15 protein-coding genes are annotated in these 19,604 nt (G+C 60.9%); 8 read left to right on the top strand and 7 right to left on the bottom strand.

Annotation, left to right across the window (positions count from 1 at the left end):
- Nucleotides 1-21: 21 nt before the first annotated feature.
- From AB5Y81_RS02025 to AB5Y81_RS01995, 7 genes are all read right to left on the bottom strand, one after another.
- A complete protein-coding gene (locus tag AB5Y81_RS02025) occupies nt 22-4,863 on the bottom strand; it encodes an NAD-glutamate dehydrogenase (protein WP_368146529.1) in 4,842 nt (1,613 codons plus the stop codon).
- Nucleotides 4,864-5,141: 278 nt separating this feature from the next.
- Nucleotides 5,142-5,363 (bottom strand): DUF2835 domain-containing protein, encoded by a 222-nt coding sequence (locus tag AB5Y81_RS02020; RefSeq protein WP_005300804.1) that lies wholly within the window; start codon nt 5,361-5,363, stop codon nt 5,142-5,144.
- A 70-nt stretch (nt 5,364-5,433) separates the two neighbouring features.
- Nucleotides 5,434-8,058: an aminopeptidase N gene (gene pepN, locus AB5Y81_RS02015; protein WP_139725520.1), complete on the bottom strand. Its 2,625-nt coding sequence runs from the start codon at nt 8,056-8,058 to the stop codon at nt 5,434-5,436.
- A gap of 133 nt (nt 8,059-8,191) precedes the next feature.
- The gene (gene prc / locus AB5Y81_RS02010) at nt 8,192-10,207 is read right to left on the bottom strand and encodes a carboxy terminal-processing peptidase (protein WP_279484366.1); all 2,016 of its coding nucleotides are present in this window, start codon (nt 10,205-10,207) and stop codon (nt 8,192-8,194) included.
- 8 nt (nt 10,208-10,215) lie between these two features.
- On the bottom strand, nt 10,216-10,854 hold the full coding sequence (gene proQ, locus AB5Y81_RS02005; protein ID WP_024941807.1) for an RNA chaperone ProQ: 639 nt from the start codon (nt 10,852-10,854) through the stop codon (nt 10,216-10,218).
- 101 nt (nt 10,855-10,955) lie between these two features.
- Nucleotides 10,956-11,414, bottom strand: coding sequence for a GAF domain-containing protein (locus tag AB5Y81_RS02000; protein ID WP_005300791.1), 459 nt, complete (start codon nt 11,412-11,414; stop codon nt 10,956-10,958).
- A 109-nt stretch (nt 11,415-11,523) separates the two neighbouring features.
- Nucleotides 11,524-11,982 carry a hypothetical protein gene (locus tag AB5Y81_RS01995; protein WP_024941808.1) on the bottom strand — a complete coding sequence of 153 codons (459 nt, stop codon included), beginning with the start codon at nt 11,980-11,982 and terminating at the stop codon, nt 11,524-11,526.
- A gap of 283 nt (nt 11,983-12,265) precedes the next feature.
- On the opposite strand from AB5Y81_RS01995, the gene ccoN reads away from it, so the two are divergent.
- From ccoN to AB5Y81_RS01955, 8 genes are all read left to right on the top strand, one after another.
- Entirely contained in the window at nt 12,266-13,690 is a 1,425-nt protein-coding gene (ccoN, locus tag AB5Y81_RS01990) for a cytochrome-c oxidase, cbb3-type subunit I (protein ID WP_005300785.1), read from the top strand.
- Nucleotides 13,691-13,706: 16 nt separating this feature from the next.
- Nucleotides 13,707-14,321: a cytochrome-c oxidase, cbb3-type subunit II gene (gene ccoO, locus AB5Y81_RS01985; protein WP_005300783.1), complete on the top strand. Its 615-nt coding sequence runs from the start codon at nt 13,707-13,709 to the stop codon at nt 14,319-14,321.
- Nucleotides 14,322-14,333: 12 nt separating this feature from the next.
- Nucleotides 14,334-14,513, top strand: coding sequence for a CcoQ/FixQ family Cbb3-type cytochrome c oxidase assembly chaperone (locus tag AB5Y81_RS01980; protein WP_005300779.1), 180 nt, complete (start codon nt 14,334-14,336; stop codon nt 14,511-14,513).
- The gene (gene ccoP, locus AB5Y81_RS01975) at nt 14,513-15,502 is read left to right on the top strand and encodes a cytochrome-c oxidase, cbb3-type subunit III (protein ID WP_017780111.1); all 990 of its coding nucleotides are present in this window, start codon (nt 14,513-14,515) and stop codon (nt 15,500-15,502) included. The genes AB5Y81_RS01980 and ccoP overlap by 1 nt, the downstream gene beginning before the upstream one ends.
- A 118-nt stretch (nt 15,503-15,620) precedes the next feature.
- Nucleotides 15,621-16,109, top strand: coding sequence for a FixH family protein (locus AB5Y81_RS01970; RefSeq protein WP_017782879.1), 489 nt, complete (start codon nt 15,621-15,623; stop codon nt 16,107-16,109).
- 92 nt (nt 16,110-16,201) lie between these two features.
- Complete coding sequence (locus AB5Y81_RS01965) at nt 16,202-18,601, top strand: heavy metal translocating P-type ATPase (protein ID WP_279484367.1); 2,400 nt, start codon at nt 16,202-16,204, stop codon at nt 18,599-18,601.
- A 121-nt stretch (nt 18,602-18,722) separates the two neighbouring features.
- On the top strand, nt 18,723-18,914 hold the full coding sequence (gene ccoS / locus AB5Y81_RS01960; RefSeq protein WP_005300771.1) for a cbb3-type cytochrome oxidase assembly protein CcoS: 192 nt from the start codon (nt 18,723-18,725) through the stop codon (nt 18,912-18,914).
- Nucleotides 18,898-19,584, top strand: coding sequence for a sulfite exporter TauE/SafE family protein (locus AB5Y81_RS01955; RefSeq protein WP_368146527.1), 687 nt, complete (start codon nt 18,898-18,900; stop codon nt 19,582-19,584). Before ccoS ends, AB5Y81_RS01955 begins: the two co-directional genes overlap by 17 nt.
- Nucleotides 19,585-19,604: the final 20 nt, after the last annotated feature.

Genomic DNA, 19,604 nt, shown 5'->3' with positions numbered 1-19,604 from the left:
AACTGGCCGGGGCTTTTGGGGTTATGCCGAGGTTCGGCAATTCAACTGGAGCAGGTTCAACTCTCGCAAGGCCACCGAGAACTTGGCGAACTCGTGAGTGCTGGTGGTCTTGAAGTCGGCCAACATGTGGGTCCAACGGGACAAGAGTTGCTCATGCTCCGAAATCCAGTCGGCCAGTATGGTAGCGCATTCTCCCTGATCTTTGCACCCTTCCAGTACCACGGAAGTGAGACTGCGTTGCTGCCAGTCCAGATCTTCGCGGAAGGAGGCCCGCGCCATCGCCTGCCAGTGGTTGCCCACCGGTTGATGATTGATCTGGTCGAGGAACCAGTGCAGATCCAGCTTGGCGCCGAGGCGATAGTAGACGTTGGCGGCGCGCAGGATGTCGGTCTTGTGCTCCGCGGCAATCTGCGCCAGATCCAGGCTGGAGAAGAGGCTGCTCATGTGGGCCACCTGACGGGCGATGGCTTGTGGCACCTGCTTGGCCACCAGGGCGGCAACAGCCTGCTGGTGCTCGGTCACTTCGCTCTCGTCCATCACCTCGTAGAGGTGCTGACCCAGCGTCTCGAAGGCCGGACGGAAGAAGGCGATGTTCTCGCTGATGCTCCAGCTGCGGTTGCGGGCGCGCAGGAACCAGCGGGTTGCACGGCGCACGATGCGACGGCTGTAGAACATCAGTTCGAGCTGGGTCTGGGCGTCCACCAGGTTGTCACACCCTTCGATGTCGCGCCACAGCTGGTTGAGGCCAAATACCTCGCGCGCCATGGCGAAGCAGCAGGCCACTTCCGCCACCGAAGCACCGGTCTCGTCCTTCATCCGGCTGGCGAAGTTGAGCCCCATGTCGTTGACCAGCATGTTGGCCACCCGGGTCGCGATGATCTCGCCGCGCAGCGGATGCTGGGCCAACGCCGCCCCGAACTGCTGCTGCAGTTTGGCCGGGAAGCTGGTCACCAACATGTTGGCGAGGAAGGGCTCGTCGGTCACTTCCGGGCAATTGAGCTGCTCTTTGAGCACCATCTTGCCGTAGGCCACCAGCACCGCCAGCTCGGGTCGGGTCAGCCCCTGCCCTGCCGCCATCCGCTCGGAGAGCTCTTCGTCGGAGGGGAGGAACTCGAGGCCGCGGTCCAGCTTGCCTTCGCGCTCCAGCCCCTGGATGAAGCGCTGCTGCTCCTTGAGCTGCTCGGCGCCGCGGAAACTGGTCACCGAGATGGACTGGGACTGGCGATAGGCGTTGGTGATGACAATCTGCGCCACGTCGTCGGTCATCTCGTAGAGCATCTGGTTGCGCTGCTTGAGAGTCAGGTCCCCTGCTGCCACCAGCTGGTTCAGCAGGATCTTGATGTTCACCTCGTTGTCGGAGCAATCCACCCCGCCCACGTTGTCGGTGAAGTCGGTGTTGATGCGACCACCCTGGCTGGCGTACTCCACCCGGCCGAGCTGGGTGAAGCCCAGGTTGCCACCCTCGCCCACGATGCGGGCCCGCAGATCGCGGCCGTTGACCCGCAGCACATCGTTGCTGCGATCGCCCACTTCGGCATCGCTCTCGCGGGCACTCTTCACATAGGTACCGATGCCGCCGTTCCACAGCAGATCGACGTTCAGGCAGAGCAGCGCCTTGATCAGCTCGTTCGGGGCCATGCTGGCTTTGTCGGTGCCGAGCAGGGTCTGCATTTCGGGGCTCAGCTTGATGGACTTGGCCGAGCGCAGGAAGATGCCGCCCCCTGCCGAGATCAGTTCCCGGTTGTAGTCATCCCAGCTTGAGCCTGGCAGCTCGAACAGGCGCTTGCGCTCGACGAAGCTCTTGGCCGCATTGGGGGTCGGGTCGACGAAGATGTGCATGTGGTTGAAGGCGCCCACCAGCTGGGTGTGCTCGGAGAGCAGCATGCCGTTGCCAAACACGTCACCGGCCATGTCACCGATGCCGACGCAGGTGAAGTCGGTGGTCTGGCAGTTGACGCCGATCTCACGGAAATGGCGCTTGACCGACTCCCAAGCGCCACGGGCGGTAATGCCCATCTTCTTGTGGTCATAACCGACCGAGCCGCCGGAGGCAAAGGCATCGCCCAGCCAGTGGCCGTATTCGAGGCTTATCTCGTTGGCGATGTCGGAGAAGGTCGCGGTACCCTTGTCGGCGGCCACCACCAGGTAGTAGTCGTCCTCGTCGTGACGCACCACGGATTTGGGCGGGATCACCTCGCCACCGATGATGTTGTCGGTCACGTCCAGCAGGCCACGAATGAACAGGCGATAGCAGGCCTTGCCCTCCTCCTGGATGACGGCACGGGGCGCCCCCGCCGGCATCTGTTTGCAGTAGAAGCCGCCCTTGGCTCCCACCGGCACGATGACGGTGTTCTTCACCTGCTGGGCTTTTACCAGACCCAGCACCTCGGTACGGAAGTCCTCCTTGCGATCGGACCAGCGCAGACCGCCACGGGCTACCTTGCCCCAGCGCAGGTGCACCCCTTCCACCCGCGGCGAGTAGACGAAGATCTCGAACTTCGGCAGCGGCAACGGCATGTCGGTGATGCTGGAGGGGGCCAGCTTGAAGGAGACGTAGGGCTTGATGTTGCCCGCCTTGTCCAGCTGGTAGTAGTTGGTGCGCAGGGTGGCGTCGATCATCTCCACATAGCGGCGGATGATGCGATCGTCGTCCAGGTTGGCAACCTGATCGAGCTTGGCGGCGAGCTGCTCGTGCAGCTTGGCCTGTACCTTGGCGTCCTGCTTGCCGGCCGGATCCAGGCGCTGTTCGAACAGGGTGAACAGCAGCTGGGCGATATCCGGGTAGCGGGTCAGGGTCTCTTCGATATAGGACTGGCTGAAGGAGACGCCGGTCTGACGCATGTATTTGGCATAGGCGCGCAGCACGGATACCTGACGACCGGTGAGGCCGGCGCCCAGCACCAACCGGTTGAAGCCGTCATCTTCCAGTTGCTTGTTCCAGATGGCCGCAAAAGCCTGCTGGAAGCGTTGCTGGCTCTGCTCCAGATCGAACGGCTGCTCCCCATGCAGCAGCATGGAGAAGTCGAGGATCCAGAAGATGTCGCCCGCCGGGGTGCGCACCTGATACGGGGTTTCGCCGATGACCCGCAGCCCCATGTTTTCCAGCATGGGCAAGACGTCGGAGAGGTGGATGGGTTCGGTGCGGTGGAACAGCTTGAGGCGGACCCGGCGATCGTTCTCCTCCTCTTGGGCACGGTAGAACAGCATGCCAAGCGGATTGGCCTCGCTCAGGTTGTCCAGCTCCATGATGTCGGCCACGGCGGAACCCGGCAGCACGTCTTCCTTGTAGGCACGGGGGAAGGCGGTGCTGAAACGGCGGCGCAGTTCGTTGCCACGGGCTTCACCGTAGTGAGAGAGCAGCACGGAGTCCAGACGGTCATCCCAGCTGCGGGCCGCTTCAATCAGGTTGTTCTGTACTTCGTTCACATCCACATCCACGTTGTTGTTGTTGACCCGCACTATGTAGTGGGTCCGTGCCAGCACGCCCTCGGTGAAGTAGACGTTGAACTCCACCTCTTCGCTGCTGCCGAAATACTTCTGCAGGATCTGCTGGGTCTTGACCCGCAGCGCCGTGTTGTAGCGCTCCTTGGTGACATAGACCATGCAGGAGAAGAAGCGGCCGTAGACGTCGCGGCGCACGAACAGGCGCAGCATGTCGCGCTCCTGCATCTCCAGCACCCCGAGACCGGTGGCCAGCAGCTCCTCTTCGCGAGCCTGGATCAGCTCATCACGCGGGTAGGTTTCCAGTACGTTCAGCAGCGCCTTGTAGGCATGGGAACCCTTCTCGTGACCGGAGGCGGCCATGATGCGCTCGAGGCGGTGGCTGATGAGGGGGATCTGGGTCGCGCTGGTGTTGTAGATGGAGGAGGCATACAGACCGATGAAGCGATCTTCGCCTACCACCTTGCCATGTTCGTCGAAGCGCTTGATGCCGATGTAGTCCACATAGGCCGGGCGATGCACCCGTGATTTGCTGTTGGACTTGGTGAGGATCAGCAGGGAGGAGCTCAGGGCCGCGTGACGGGCACTGGCCGGCATGGTGCCCAGGCGCTGCCCCTCATCCTTGATGGAGTTCTTCATCAGACCCAGGCTCGAATCCGGCTGTGGCAGGATCTCGTGATCCCCCTCCACCGCCTTGACGTCGTAGCGACGATAGCCCATCAGGGTGAAGTTGTGAGCGGCCACCCATTTGAGGAAGGCGACGCAGGAGTCCACCTCGGCCTTGCTGACCGGGTGTTTGCGTTTGGGCAGCTCGTCGATGATCTCGTTCAGGCGCGCCAGCATGGGCTGCCAGTCACCGACCGCCAGGGCCACTTCACCGGCCACTGAGTTGAGCTCGGCGGTCAGCCCTTCCATCTGCTCCTCGCTGGTGAGGTGATCGATCTCGATGAGGAAGGCAGTCTCGACGGAGGTCTGTTCGGCCGTGTTGTCCAGATCCAGAATGGCGCTGATCTTGCCTTCACTGCCGCGAATGAGGTGCAGCGGCTGGTGCAGCATCATGTGCGCCGTGATGCCCCGGCGCTTGAGCGCCATGCGGATGGAATCCACCAGGAAGGGAGAGTCCTGCAGGATGATTTCGACGATGGTATGGGGAGACTGCCAGCCGTGGCGGGTCAGCTCGGGATTGTAGACCCGGATATAGGGCTCTGTGCTGGTGCGCTGGTTGAGCGCATTCCACAGGCTGAGCGCGGCGCCATAGAGATCGCTGTCATTGCGATCGTGCAGATCGGTGCTCGCCATGTTGCCGTAGAACTTGGCGACGAAGCACTCGACCAGGGAGGCACTCTTCTTGGGCAACTTCTGATGGATCAGGCTGAGAACGTTTTCGAGCAGAACTGAGGTAGGGGCGTCTTTCAATGCCATTTCTATATTCCTTATCGGACGACATTAACCACCGACACAGAGACATCCACCCTGGATGCCCACCGGTACAGAGTTGCTGCGAAGTGTAATGTCTTGGATCAAGGAAGGCGAGCAAAGGTGATAATGAGTTGTTAAAAACAAGGGGCAGATCACGCCTTAAGCTGTGAAAAATTTTGCCGTTCTGGCAAAAAACAGAAAATCCCACTGGATGGTTACGGATTTACCGGATAGATAATGACTGAAAGCAGTGAATTACGCGGAAATATGTTCGAGTTTTGTTAATTTATGCGTTCGAGGCTGATAAAGCGATAATCGTCCTGGGTTTTGAGGCGAAAGTAGCCATGTACCCCGCTGATGGCGACGAAGGGCCGGATTTTCTCAATGCCCAGTTCCAGGGTCAGCCCCTGCTCGCTGCGCACCACCAGCCGTTTGGCATGGCCCTGGTACATCAGCATGACCTCGTCATGGCTCAATGAGAGGCGAAAGGTAAACTGCTTCACGATGACTCCTCTGGTCGTGGTTGAAGACTCACGGTAAAGGGCGGGAGATGGCTCCCCCGCCCGCTCGTGCTTACTGCTGCAGCGCCTTGCTTACCTTCTCGAACAGATCCCGCGCCAGCCCCTCGAGGTTGGCCAGACGGGTCAGCTCGGTGCGGATCAACGCCTTGCGCCCCTCATCGAGCCGCTTGAACTGGATGAGCGGAGTGATGAGGCGGGAGGCCACCTGCGGATTGACCTCGTTGAGCTCGATCAGCAGATCGGTCAGGAAGCGGTAGCCGCGACCATCGCGCGCATGGAACTGCACCTGGTTGTTCATGGCAAAGCTGCCCACCAGCGCCCGCAGCCGGTTCGGGTTGCGAATGCTGAAGGTGGGGTGCGCCATCGCCTGCTTCACCTCTTCCAGCACATCTTCCGCCGGCTTGGCACCCACCAGCCGCAGCCAGTTGTCCAGCACCAGTCCGTCCTTGGCCCACTTGCCCTCGAAGTCGGCCAAGAGCTCGGCACGGCACGGCAACAGGTGGCTGTTGGCCACCTGCAGTGCCGCCAGGGTGTCGGTCATGTTGTCGGCGGCCGCATATTGCTGGCGCACCAGCAGATCGGCACTGCCGGCGTCGAGGGCCGCCAGATAGCCCAGCACGACCCCCTTGAGCGCCCGCTTGGCCATGTCGGCGTGCACCACCTGATAAGCCGGCAGGCGCAAACTCTCGTAGCAGGCCACCAGACGGGCCCCGAAGGCCTGGGCCAGCGAGGTCTGGATCTCGTTGCGCACCTGATGGATGGCATCGATGTCGGCCACCTCGAACAGCTCGGCCAGGGTCGCTTCACCCGGCAGCGCCAGGATCTCCGCCTTGAGGGCGGGGTCGAGCCCCTCGTCGTCAAGGATGGCGACAAAGGCCGCCAGCAGGGTCCGGGAGACATCAACCCCCTGCCCTCGCTGAGTCCGGGCCACACCGTCGATCACCGCCTTGTTGATCAGCATCTGCGCCGCATCCCAACGGGCAAACTCGTTGCGGGCATGGCGCATCAGGAAGGCTAACGCCTCGTCGCTGTAGTCAAAATGCAGTTTGACCGGCGCCGAGAAGTCTCGCAGCAGGGAGGGCACCGGCTTGACCGATACCTTGTCGAACACGAAGGTCTGCTCCGCTTCCAGCACGTCCAGCACGTTGCCGATGGCCTTGCCCTGGTACTGCAGCGGGATGATGGCCCCCTGCTCGTCATAGAGTTCGATGTCGAGGGGGATATGCAGCGGCAGTTTCTGCGGCTGATCCTGGGTCGGCGGGGTGTGCTGGCTCACATGCAGACGATAGACGCCGCTGTCGGCATCGTACTCGTCGGACACGGTGAGCTCGGGGGTGCCGGACTGACTGTACCAGCGGCGGAAGCGGCCGAGATCGACCCCGGAGGCATCTTCCATCGCCTGCACGAAGTCATCGCAGGTGACCGCCTGACCGTCAAAGCGCTCGAAATAGAGGCGCATGCCCGCCAGGAAGGCATCTTCACCCAGCAGGGTGTGCAGCATGCGGATCACTTCCGAGCCCTTCTCGTAAACGGTCAGGGTGTAGAAGTTGTTCATCTCGATCACCACATCCGGGCGGATGGGGTGGGCCATGGGACCGGCATCTTCGGCAAACTGCGGGCCGCGCACGGTGCGCACGTTGTTGATGCGATTGACCCCGCGCGAGCCCAGATCGGAGGAGAACTCCTGATCCCGGAACACCGTCAGCCCCTCTTTCAGGCTGAGCTGGAACCAGTCGCGGCAAGTGACGCGGTTGCCGGTCCAGTTGTGGAAGTATTCGTGGCCGATCACCCGCTCGATGCCGTGGTAGTCGCTGTCGGTGGCGGTAGCCGGGTTGGCCAGCACGAACTTGGAGTTGAAGATGTTGAGCCCCTTGTTCTCCATGGCGCCCATGTTGAAGAAGTCCACCGCCACGATCATGTAGATGTCGAGGTCATACTCGAGGCCGAAGCGCTGCTCGTCCCAGCGCATGGAGTTGATGAGGCTCTCCATGGCGAAACCGGCGCGGTCCAGGTTGCCCTTGTCGACGAAGATCTCGAGGGCTACCTTGCGGCCGCTCTTGGTGGTGTAGTGGCTGCGCTCCACGTCGAAGTCCCCGGCCACCAGCGCAAACAGGTAACTCGGCTTGGGGAAGGGATCCTGCCACTGCACGAAGTGGCGACCGTCACCCAGATCGCCGCTGTCAACCTTGTTGCCGTTGGAGAGCAGGAAAGGATACTTGGCCTTGTCGGCGGTGATGCGGGTGCTGTAGCGGGCCAGAATGTCGGGCCTGTCCATGTAATAGGTGATGCGTCGAAAGCCCTCCGCCTCGCACTGGGTGCAGTAGGCATCGCCGGACTTGTAGAGCCCTTCCAGCGCGGTGTTGGCGGCCGGGTTGATGTCGGTGACTATGGTCAGCACGCATTCTGCCGGCAGGTTGAACAGGGTCAGGCTGCTCTCCCCCTGCTCGTACTGGCTAAAGGCAACTCCGTCCACGCTGATGGCGTGCAGGACCAGCCCTTCGCCATCCAGCACCAGCGGCTCCTTGTGGTCGCCGTTGCGACGCAGCCGCGAGATGGCGGTGACCCGGGTCTGCGGCTCCTGCAGCTGGAAATCGAGGTCGATGCTGTCGCACCAGTAGAGCGGAGCCTGGTAATCCTGGCGATATTTGGCCGTCATGGCCTGGGAGTGATCGGTCATTATTGTTTGCTTCCACGCTTGTTATTGACGTGTCAGAGGCTGTCATAACCGGTTGGCAGGGTCAAATAGTTTGCATTCAGGCAAAGGAAAGGGCGACCGAAGTCGCCCTTGTTGATTAATTGGCTGTCCCTGTTCAGCCGCGTTTGCTGAGCTTGGCCAGATCCGCCGTGATGTTGGCAGCCTCGACCAGATACTCGTCGGGTGCCTCAAAATCGGCAGGCAGATCGTCCAGGCTCTTCACCGTCGGCTTGCCCAGGCGAGTCAGGCGTTCGTTGGCGCGCTTGAGCGCCTTCTCGTCCTGCTTGGCCTGATCCGCCAAACGCTCCGCCTCGTTCAAGGAGACCGACTTCTTGTCTTTCTCCTCCTTGTACTCGGCGATGTCCTGCATCACGTAGGCAAACTCCGGATCCTTGTTGATCCGCGCCTCGTGGGCCGCCTGCAGCTTGGGCAGCAAGCTGGCAAAGTTGCCGAGCTTGTCGTACTTGGCCGACGCTATCTTGTCCCACGGCAAGGCGTTGAACTCGCGGCTCTCGCCCGTCTCTTCCGGTGCCACCGCGGTGGGGAAGCTGATGTCCGGGGCGACACCCTTGTTCTGGGTGCTGCCACCGTTGATCCGGTAGAACTTGGCGATGGTGTACTGCACGTGACCCAGCGGCTGCTCGTAGAAGTCATAGACCTTGGCGAGGCTGCGATGCTGTTGCACCGTGCCCTTGCCGAACGAGTTCTCGCCGAGGATCATGGCACGGCCGTAATCCTGCATGGCGGCAGCGAAGATCTCGGAGGCCGAGGCGCTGTAGCGGTCGATCATCACCGACATGGGGCCGCCGTAGTAGACGTTGCCGTCGTCATCACCGTTGACGGTGATGCGGCCCATGTGATCCCGGATCTGCACCACCGGACCGCTCGCGAAGAACAGGCCGCTCAGGGCAGAGGCCTCGGTCAGCGCACCACCGCCGTTGCCACGCAGATCGACGATCAGCCCCTCGATCTTCTGCTTGTTGAGGCTGGAGAGCTCCTTGATCACGTCGTCGTGCAGGTTGACGTAGAAGCTCGGGATCTCGAGCACACCGATCTTCTTGCCCTCGGCGGTGATCACCTTGGACTTGGCGGCCCTGTCTTCCAGACGCACCTTGTCACGTACCAGCTCGATCTGCTCGGTCTTGGCGCTGGCGCCCTTGCCGCGCTGGATCTCCAGCTTCACCTTGCTGCCCTTGGGCCCCTTGATGAGCTCGACCACGTCATCGAGACGCCAGCCGATCACGTCGACAATCTTGCCGTCGTCCTGCCCTACCCCGACGATCTTGTCGTCCGGTTTCAGGTGGTTGGACTTGGCAGCAGGGCCGCCGGGCACCAGGGAGCGAATGACGGTGAAGTCATCTTCGGCCTGCAGCACGGCCCCAATCCCCTCCAGCGAGAGGTTCATCTCGGTGTTGAAACGATCGGCGCTGCGCGGAGACAGATAGCTGGTGTGCGGCTCAATGGCGCGAGCGAAGGAGTTCATGAAGAGCTGGAATACATCCTCGCTCTCGGTCTGGGACATCCGCTTGATGGCGTTGTTGTAACGCTTGCCGAGCAGCTCCTTGATCTCGGGCCACTCCTTGCCGCTGAGCTTGAGGCTCAAGGCATCGAACTTGACCCGCTGGCGCCACAACTCGTTGAGTTCGGCCTCGTCTTTCGGCCAGGCCGCCCCTTCCCGATCAAACACGTAGTTGTCGGGCTGGGTAAAATCGAAAGGAGTATCGAGCAGTTTGAGGGCGTATTCGAACCGCTCATAACGCCGCTGCTGACTCAGGTTGAACATCTCGTAAGCCGGTGCCAGCCGCCCTCTTTCGAGGTCGGTGTCAAAGCCGGTACGGTACTTTTCAAAACGGCTGATGTCAGAGGCCAGAAACAGGTTGCGGCTGTAATCCAGATTCTCCAGATACTTGTCAAAGATCACGGAGGAAAAGGCATCGTCCAGCTTGAACTGCTTGTAATGCGAGCGGGTAAACAGATTGGCAATTCGCTTGCTAGCCGTAGCATGTTGGCTCTCCTGAGCCAACACAGGCAAATCACTTTCCTTGAGCACCGGCTCGATGGCCTGTGCAAGCCCGGCAAGCGCCAGGCTACAGGCAACGAGGGAAAAACGAATTACGCCATGCTTCAACATTTGTCTCCTTAGAGAACCAGGTGCTCGAATTTGACCCGCAGCATCATGCCGGTCTGCAATTGAACCTGAACGTCATCCTTGGTCACTTCCTTGATGGTGGCCGGTACCGGCGACTTGCCCAGCACCACGCGCACACCCTGCTCTACTTTCAGGGTAGCGGCATCCACCTTGACCAACGGGGCCTCGTCAGCAACCGGAGCAGCCTTGGGAGCGGCTTTCGGCTTGCTGGACTTGGTGGCGGCATCGGCCTTGCGCGGAGCAGGACGACGCGGCTGCTTGGCCTTCTCTTCTTTATTGTTGGTACGACGGCTGGCAAAGACGCGCTCTTTGCTCTCCTTCAGGGCTTGCTTGGCGTGCTCGATGTGCTCTTCGGTGAGCAGCTCGCCCGGGTTGCCGTCCAGATCGACACGGGCCTGGCCGGCCTTGAGGCCATGCAGGTAACGCCAGCTGGAGGTGTATTGACGCAGAGCGGAGCGCAGCATGGTCTTGGAGACTCTGGCGTCGTCAGCAAGACGCTCGGCCAAATCCTGGAAGATGCCAATCTTGAGCGGCTTGGCCTCTCCTTCAGCAATGAAGCAGGCCGGGAATTTCTCGACCAGGTAGGCAACGATCTCTTTACTGTTCTTCAGCTTCTCAGTGTTTTCCATGTATAACCTTGGCTTTCATATAAACGCGCGGGCACGCCCGAGCACAACAAAGGCCCCATTATAGAGAGCTTGGGGCCTTTTGCGAACCATCAAGCAATGACTTAGAGCATGCTTTCCAAAATTTGCACCGTTTCTTCGAGGCCAATCCGGTCCTGCTCGTCAAAGCGGTTAAAGATTGGACTATCGATATCCAGTACGCCAATGATCTCGCCACGCCGACGCAGCGGGATCACGATTTCGGCATTGCTGGCACCGTCGCAGGCGATATGCCCCTCAAACTGGTGCACGTCGTCGATGAGCTGGGTCTTGCCCTCGGCCACCGCCGTGCCGCATACCCCGCGCCCGACCGGAATGCGTACGCAGGCCGGCTTGCCCTGGAACGGGCCGAGCACCAGGGTCTCCCCCTGCAACAGGTAAAAGCCGACCCAGTTGATGTCGGTCAGCTCCTGATTGAGCAGGGCGGACAGGTTGGCCAGGTTGGCGATGAGATCCGGCTCTCCCTCCAGCAATGCCTGGGCCTGCTGGTTGAGCGTGCGATAAAATGCTTGTTTTTCAATCATGATTAAATGAACTTCACTCCCTGACAATCAGTGCAAGGTAACGCCCTGCCTGAAAAATTCAAATCAATTTTCACCTTGCCCCCTCCTTTTGCACCTCAGGAAGAGGCCCTCAGCGAGCGACGGAGAGCGCCAGTTGCTGGCGCTGGCCATTGCTCCACTCGATATTGAGCAGCCAGACCATCATCGGCGAGGTGCAGGATCCCACCAGGGTCGTCCCTTGCCAGCCCTGGGCTATGGCCTCAAAAGTGACCGGAATGGTCCCCATGAACATGTCCCGCCCCTCCAGCCACGCCTTCACCGGCGTGACGGCCGGATCGCCGCCCTGAAGCTGTATCACGAAGTCACGTTCGGCCTGGACCGGCAGCGAGGCGATGCGGGCGGTCAGCGGCTTATTCCCCGCCTGCAGGGGGCATGAGCTGTGGGACAGATCACAAATCTGATCTTTTTCCGAGCTTGCCATCACCGTCTGCGCGCCATCGAACCAGGTTCGATAGGCAACCAAACCGAGCAAAATAGTCAACACGATCGCCAAATGGATAATTTTGCGTGAAGTGAGTCTCTCTTTCATGAAAGAACAACCTTGTAAGATGTCTGAAAAATGACATTTTCGTGATCTCGCGCAAGGTAAATAATTGAACAGGCGAGACCCAACGGAGCCAAATATATCACTGTTTATACTGTTATTTTACCTGTCAGTTCAGTATCATTCCCATTGAATTTTCATTTAGCTACTTTTTGCTTTTCCTTTTATTAACAGTTGTTAACAAGAGAAAAGGCAGTAGCCAATGAAGTCGGTCCACCTCACTGGACACAAAATCAAACAACAGCAGCATCGGAAGCGGAATACAACGATGAGCCATACAACTAACCATCCTGAGTACAACTACACCGTTGTTCGCCAGTTCACCGTCATGACGATTGTCTGGGGAATTGTCGGCATGTCGGTTGGCGTACTGATTGCAGCCCAGTTGATCTGGCCTGCCCTCAACTTTGATACTCCCTGGCTGACTTACAGTCGCCTTCGCCCTCTGCACACCAACGCGGTCATCTTCGCATTTGGCTGTAGCGCCCTGATGGCGACCTCCTTCTATGTGGTGCAACGCACCTGTCAAACCCGACTGTTTGGTGGCCCGCTGGCGACCTTCGTGTTCTGGGGCTGGCAGGCCATCATCCTTTCTGCCGCCATTTCGCTGCCGCTGGGATACACCACCTCCAAGGAGTACGCAGAGCTGGAATGGCCGATTGATATCGCCATCACCATCGTCTGGGTCGCCTATGCCGTGGTCTTCTTCGGCACCCTGGTCAAGCGCACCACCTCCCACATCTATGTGGCGAACTGGTTCTTCGGTGCCTTCATCATCACGGTGGCCGTGCTGCACATCGTCAACAACATGGAAGTGCCGCTTTCGGGCATGAAGTCCTACTCCATGTACTCCGGCGCCATGGATGCTATGGTGCAGTGGTGGTATGGCCACAACGCGGTAGGCTTCCTGCTGACTGCCGGCTTCCTCGGCATGATGTACTACTTCGTACCGAAACAGGCGGGTCGTCCGGTCTACTCCTACCGTCTCTCCATCGTCCACTTCTGGGCGCTGATCTCCCTCTACATCTGGGCCGGTCCGCACCACCTGCACTATACCGCCCTGCCTGACTGGGCCCAGTCCCTCGGCATGGTAATGTCCCTGATCCTGTTCGTCCCCTCCTGGGGCGGCATGATCAACGGCATCATGACCCTTTCCGGTGCCTGGCACAAACTGCGTTACGACCCCATCCTGCGCTTCCTGATCGTGTCCCTGTCGTTCTACGGCATGTCCACCTTCGAAGGCCCCATGATGGCGATCAAGACCGTCAACGCCCTCTCCCACTACACCGACTGGACAATCGGTCACGTCCACTCCGGCGCGCTGGGCTGGGTTGCCATGGTCTCCATCGGTGCCGTGTATCACCTGATCCCGAACCTGTTCGGCCAGGGCCGCATGTACAGCATCAAGCTCATCAACGTCCACTTCTGGCTGGCGACCGTGGGCACCGTGCTCTACATCGTCGCCATGTGGATTTCCGGTGTGATGCAGGGTCTGATGTGGCGTGCGGTCAACGACGACGGCACCCTGACCTACAGCTTCGTAGAAGCGCTGCAGGCCTCTTATCCCTTCTACTTTGTGCGCTTCCTGGGTGGCTGCTTCTTTGTCACCGGCATGTTGCTGATGGCCTACAACGCCTATCGCACCATCACCGCGCCCAAAGGTTCCCTGGAACCTGTCGCACAGCCAGCATGATTGAAGAGGTCAAAGCATGAGCAACAATAACCGTCACGAGATCTTTGAAAAGAGCGTTCCCATGCTGGTGGTCGGCATCATATTTGCCATCAGCCTGGGGGGCCTGGTGGAAATCACCCCGCTGTTCTTCCAGAAGCAGACCACTGAGCCGGTCGAGGGCCTCAAGCCCTACACCGCCCTGCAGATGGAAGGTCGCGACATCTTCATCCGCGAAGGCTGCACCGTCTGCCACAGCCAGATGATCCGTCCGTTCCGCGCCGAAACCGAGCGTTACGGCCACTACTCGGTCGCCGGTGAGAGCGTCTGGGAGCACCCCTTCCTGTGGGGCTCCAAGCGTACCGGTCCGGATCTGGCCCGGGTTGGCGGTCGTTATTCCGACGACTGGCACCGTGCCCACCTGATCAACCCGCGCGACGTGGTGCCCGAGTCCAACATGCCCGCCTTCCCCTGGCTCGACACCAACGTGTTGACCGGTGAGCTGACCGGCAAGAAGCTGGCCCTGTTCCGCGATCACTTCGGCGTACCCTACACGGATGCCGACATTCAGGGGGCCGGTGAGGCCGTGAAGGGCAAGACCGAGCTGGATGCGCTGGTAGCCTATCTGCAATCACTGGGTCATGCCCTGAAATAAAGGAGTCAGGATATGGATTACGGCACTTTTCGCGGCCTGTATACCCTGCTGTTGATGGCCATCATGATCGGCATCATCGTCTGGGCCTACAGCAAGCGCCGCAAGACCTCCTTCGACGAGGCTGCCAATCTGGTATTTGCCGACGACGAGCAACCCAGTGCTGATAACAAGAACGCAGGAGCGAAACAATAATGAGCACTTTGTTTAGCATTTTTGTGACCGTCATCAGTCTGGGGACCATCCTCGGCTGCTTCTTGCTGCTGGTATGGTGCCTGCGCGACAAGATGGGCGTGGAAGAGGGCAAGTCCATGGGGCACGCCTTCGACGGTATCGAAGAGATCAACAACCCGTTGCCAAAGTGGTGGACCTACATGTTCCTCTTCTTCATCGTCACCGGTCTGGTCTATCTGATTGCCTTCCCGGGCCTTGGCAACTTCAAGGGCGTACTGGGCTGGCAGAGCTCCAACCAGGACATACGCTCGCTGGCCGAGTCCAAGGCAGCGGCAGCCTCCGCCAAGGCTGAAGGGCGTGCGGTGGAATACGATCGCGAGCTCGTCAAGGCTGACGAGATCTACGGCGCCAAGTTCCGTGAGCTGGCCTATCAGGCCGATGGCAAGACCTATCGCGCCATCGAGGAGATAGCCGCCGATCCGGAAGCCCGCAAGGTGGGTCAGCGTCTGTTCCTGCAGAACTGCTCCCAGTGCCACGGCTCCGATGCCCGCGGCGGTCGCGGTTTCCCGAACCTGACCGACAGCGAATGGCAGTGGGGCGGCGCGCCCGACCAGATCAAGACCACCATCATGGGCGGTCGTCAGGGCGTGATGGCCGCCTGGGGCGAGATCCTCGGCAAGGACGGAGTCCGCGAAGTGGCCTCCTACGTGCTGAGCCTCTCCGGTCGCAAGGTGGACATGGTGGAAGCCAAGAAGGGTGAAGCGCGCTTCACCATCTGCGCCGCCTGTCACGGTCCGGACGCCAAGGGCGGCATCGCCTTCGGGGCACCGGATCTCACCAACAACACCTGGCTCTACGGCGGTTCCCGTCAGGTGGTCGAGCAGACCATCACCCACGGTCGTCACGGCGTGATGCCGGCCTGGAAGGATATTCTGGGTGAAGACAAGGTGCACCTGCTCGCCTCCTACGTTTACAGCTTGTCCCACAACGACCAGCAAAATAAGCAGTAACATGTGATAAACACGTGATTACTCAGCAAAAAGCCTCGACTCTTCGAGGCTTTTTGTTATCTTGTGTTGACTGAAATTCCTCTGTTTCGTTAACCACTGGTTTCACGGTAGTAGCACTATGTCCCAACCCTGGTATCGCCAATTCTGGCCCTGGTTCATCATCGCCCTCCCGACCGCCGCCGTGATCGGCAGCATCAGCACGGCGATCATCGCCAGCAAGGATGGCGTCAATCTGGTGGCCGAAGACTATTACAAGCAAGGCAAAGAGATTAATCAGGATCTCAGCAAGTTTGATCGCGCCGAAGCCCTCAACATCCACATCGCGCTGGAGGTCAACGGCAACGAGCTGACCCTCAAACCGCTGTCAGGGGATATCCCGGCCGGCCAGGCGCTCTACCTCTCCCTGTTTCACCCCACCCTCGCCGGCATGGACAGCGAGCACATGGTGACCGCCGACGGCAACGGCGTCTATCGCCTGCTGCTCGACAAGCCCCTCACCGGCAAGTGGCACGTGCGGGTGGATGCCTTCAACCACGAATGGCGGCTGCAAGAGACTGTCCAGCTCCCCACCAAGGCTCCCGTCGAACTCGATCCCAAAGGGCGCTGAGTCATGACTGGCCCGCTTCATCCTGATCTGCCGGCCCTGATCGGTGGTCACCGCTTTTCATCCGCAGACCCGGTGGTCTGCGACAATCTGCCATGACTGGCTGCTTTCACTGTGGTGAGCCGGTCCCCGCCGGCAGCCGCTATGCCCTCGAGATAAAGGGCATAGTCCAACCCATGTGCTGCCCCGGTTGTCAGGCGGTAGCGGAAACCATTCTCGAATGCGGCCTGGCCAGCTACTACGAGCACCGTACTGCCCCCGGCACCAAGGGCGAGCTGGTGCCCGCAGAGCTCGCCGCCCTCACCCACTACGATCTGGCCGAAGTACAGCAGGATTTCGTCACCGACAGCGCCACCGGCAGCCACAAGGTGCGCGAGATCCAGCTGACGGTGGAAGGCTTGACCTGCGCCGCCTGTGCCTGGCTCATCGAACGCCATCTGGGCAACCTGACCGGGTTGCACTACATCAACGTCAACACCACCACCCACAGAGCCCGCATCAAGTGGGACCCTGACCGGCTCTCGTTGAGCGACATACTCAAGGGCTTTGCCAAAATTGGCTATCGCGCCTACCCCTTCCAGACTCACCAGCAGGAAGCGCTCTACGCCAAAGAGGTGCGCAGCTACATGTTCCGGCTGGCACTGGCGGGGCTCGGCTCCATGCAGGTGATGATGTGCGCGGTGGCGCTCTACATGGACCTCTTCATCAGTGTCGAAGAGGAGTTCATGGTCTACTTCAAGTGGATAAGTCTGCTGCTCTCCACCCCCATCATGATCTACTCGGCCCAGCCCTTCTACGTGGGCGCCTGGCGCAGCCTCAGGCAGGGGCACCTCTCCATGGACGTGTCGGTGTCGCTGGCGCTGATCGGTGCCTTCGTCGCCTCCATGTGGGCCACCGTGTTCAATACCGGTGAGGTCTATTACGACTCCATCACCATGTTCGTCTTCTTCCTGCTGCTGGGGCGCTTCCTCGAGCTGCGGGCCAGACGCAAGGCATCCGAGTCGAGCTCCAACCTGGCGCGGCTGGTGCCCATCATGGCCACCCGGCTCGATGAGGATGGCGAACACGAGGTGGCGGCCAAGACGCTGCAGGTTGGCGATCGGGTGCGAGTGCTGGCGGGGGCCACCCTACCGGCGGACGGCATCATCCTGCTTGGGCAGGCCAGTCTCAACGAATCCATGCTGACCGGCGAACAGCTGCCACTGCTCAAGCAGGCGGGAGATGCCGTCTACGCCGGCACCATCAACACCGACGCCCCATTGGAGATCCGGGTCAGTCATCGTATCGAAGAGTCGCGCCTGGCCCAGATCATGCGGCTGCAGGATCATGCGCTGGACGACAAACCGGCCATCGCCCAGATGGCGGATGTGCTCTCCCGCCATTTCATTCTGGTGCTGCTGTTCATCGCCGCTGGCGTATGGACCTTCTGGCACTTCCATCAGCCGGAGCAGGCCTTCTGGGTCACCCTGGCGGTGCTGGTCGCCACCTGCCCCTGCGCCCTGTCGCTGGCCACTCCCACCGCGCTCACCTCGGCCACCGCCCGCCTGACCCGTGCCGGCATCCTGCTGCGCCGCGGCCACGTGCTGGACGTGCTGACCCGGGCCAACCGCATCGTGATGGACAAGACCGGCACCCTGACCACGGGCAACATCAGCCTGACCAGCACGGAGGCCCTGGGCAATCTCGACGAGGCGCGCTGCCTTGCCATCGCCCGCGCCCTGGAGGCCTATTCCGAACACCCCATCGCCCGCGCCTTTCGCAGCAACGCCGCAGACGACGCCGTGCTGCTGGCGGCCAGCAAGGTGACCCCCGTCATCGGACACGGTATCGAGGGGGTGATCGAGGGACGTCACTATCGCCTCGGCAGTGCCCGCTGGCTCGGCATCAGCGATGCCCAAGAAACACAAGCGGACGGGCTGGTCATCTATCTGGCCGACGAGGATCGGGCGCTCGCCCGTTTCCTGCTGACCGACACCCTGCGCCCGGATGCGAAAGCGCTGATCCAGGCCTTCAAGGCGGCCGGCCTCAAGACCACCATTCTCACCGGCGACAGCTCGGCCCAGGCCGACGAGGTAGCCCGCGAACTGGGGGTCGACGAGCTGGTCAAAGGCGTCACCCCGGATGGCAAGCTGGCCTATCTCAAGGAGCACGAAGCCCGCGGCGACATCAGCATCATGGTGGGAGATGGCATCAACGACGCCCCTGTGCTGGCCGGCGCTCATGCCTCCTTCGCCATGGCCGGCGGCACCGATCTTGCCAAGAACAGCGCCGACGCCATCTTGCTGGCCGACGATCTCTCCCGCCTGCTGGATGCCCGCGCCCTGGCGCTGCGCACCCGCAAGATCATCAAGGAGAACTTCGCCTGGTCCATCGGTTACAACCTGCTGGTGCTGCCATTGGCGGCGAGCGGCTGGCTGCCCCCCTACGTGGCGGCGGCGGGCATGTCGCTGAGCTCCCTCATCGTGGTCACCAACTCCATGCGGCTCAACCGCTGAGCCGTGGCCACAGGGACAGACAGGGTGAAGGGAGCGGGCCTTGCTCCCTTCACCCTCAAATCGACGGGCCTGCGGCCACCAACGGGTGTACTATGACCCCTTTCATTGCAAGGTTTGCTGCATGAACATCATCTTCGTCCTCATCCCCATCGCCATCCTCTTCGTCATCATCGCCGGCGCCGTCTTCTTCTGGGCCATTCGCTCCGAGCAGTTTGAAGATCTCGACCGCCAGGGTTCCAATATCCTGTTCGACGAAGAGCAACCCGCCCCCAAACATGCCGAACACGAGCACAAAGATGACGGCCACCCTTGATCTGCTGGGCGCCTTGCTGGTGGGACTGGCTGGCGCCGGCCACTGCATCGGCATGTGCGGCGGTGTCTCCGCCGCCCTCTCCATGGCCATTCCTGCCGAGAAGCAGCACTTCTGGGGCCGGCTCGGTTACCTGCTCAACTACAACCTCGGCCGGATCCTCAGTTATGTGATTGCCGGCGCCTTGGTCGGGGGGGTGCTGGCCACCACCAGTGAGCTCGGCGCGGGCAAGCACGCCATCGCCGGCTTGCGGCTGGTGGCGGCCTTCCTGATGATTGCCCTCGGGCTCTATCTCGCCGGCTGGTGGCAGGGGGTGTTGCTGCTCGAGCGCATGGGCGCCAGGTTGTGGCCCCGCCTCAAGCCGCTGGCGGGCAGGTTTATCCCCTTCACCTCGGCCTGGCAGGCACTGCCGTTTGGCATGGTATGGGGCTGGCTCCCCTGCGGGCTGGTCTACTCCATGTTGACCTGGAGCGCAGCAGCGGGATCCGCTGGCGGCGGAGCACTGATCATGCTCTTTTTCGGCCTCGGCACCCTGCCGACCCTGTTTGCGCTGGGGGGGCTGGCAGATCGGCTGCGCTACTGGCTGACCCTGCGCAGTTTTCGCCTTGGTGGGGCCCTCCTGCTCATCGCATACGGGCTGCATACCCTCTGGATCGGGATTGCGTCCTTTTGAAACCCTATCCAAAACGGATG

It is taken from the genome of Aeromonas sp. s2 (genome assembly GCF_040907935.1).
Classification (GTDB): Bacteria; Pseudomonadota; Gammaproteobacteria; order Enterobacterales; family Aeromonadaceae; genus Aeromonas; species Aeromonas dhakensis.
Note: the sequence above shows the minus strand (reverse complement) of the source record. Positions and strands in the feature narration are given on the sequence as shown.

What these genes read in the sequence shown, in the direction of transcription:
- ccoS (WP_005300771.1), top strand. Translation starts at nt 18,723, where the DNA reads ATGAACATCATCTTCGTCCTCATCCCCATCGCCATCCTCTTCGTCATC.
- ccoN (WP_005300785.1), top strand. Translation starts at nt 12,266, where the DNA reads ATGAGCCATACAACTAACCATCCTGAGTACAACTACACCGTTGTTCGC.
- AB5Y81_RS01955 (WP_368146527.1), top strand. Translation starts at nt 18,898, where the DNA reads ATGACGGCCACCCTTGATCTGCTGGGCGCCTTGCTGGTGGGACTGGCT.
- proQ (WP_024941807.1), bottom strand. Translation starts at nt 10,854, where the DNA reads ATGGAAAACACTGAGAAGCTGAAGAACAGTAAAGAGATCGTTGCCTAC.
- AB5Y81_RS02000 (WP_005300791.1), bottom strand. Translation starts at nt 11,414, where the DNA reads ATGATTGAAAAACAAGCATTTTATCGCACGCTCAACCAGCAGGCCCAG.
- AB5Y81_RS01970 (WP_017782879.1), top strand. Translation starts at nt 15,621, where the DNA reads ATGTCCCAACCCTGGTATCGCCAATTCTGGCCCTGGTTCATCATCGCC.
- pepN (WP_139725520.1), bottom strand. Translation starts at nt 8,058, where the DNA reads ATGACCGATCACTCCCAGGCCATGACGGCCAAATATCGCCAGGATTAC.
- ccoP (WP_017780111.1), top strand. Translation starts at nt 14,513, where the DNA reads ATGAGCACTTTGTTTAGCATTTTTGTGACCGTCATCAGTCTGGGGACC.
- prc (WP_279484366.1), bottom strand. Translation starts at nt 10,207, where the DNA reads ATGTTGAAGCATGGCGTAATTCGTTTTTCCCTCGTTGCCTGTAGCCTG.
- ccoO (WP_005300783.1), top strand. Translation starts at nt 13,707, where the DNA reads ATGAGCAACAATAACCGTCACGAGATCTTTGAAAAGAGCGTTCCCATG.
- AB5Y81_RS01980 (WP_005300779.1), top strand. Translation starts at nt 14,334, where the DNA reads ATGGATTACGGCACTTTTCGCGGCCTGTATACCCTGCTGTTGATGGCC.
- AB5Y81_RS01965 (WP_279484367.1), top strand. Translation starts at nt 16,202, where the DNA reads ATGACTGGCTGCTTTCACTGTGGTGAGCCGGTCCCCGCCGGCAGCCGC.
- AB5Y81_RS02025 (WP_368146529.1), bottom strand. Translation starts at nt 4,863, where the DNA reads ATGGCATTGAAAGACGCCCCTACCTCAGTTCTGCTCGAAAACGTTCTC.
- AB5Y81_RS01995 (WP_024941808.1), bottom strand. Translation starts at nt 11,982, where the DNA reads ATGAAAGAGAGACTCACTTCACGCAAAATTATCCATTTGGCGATCGTG.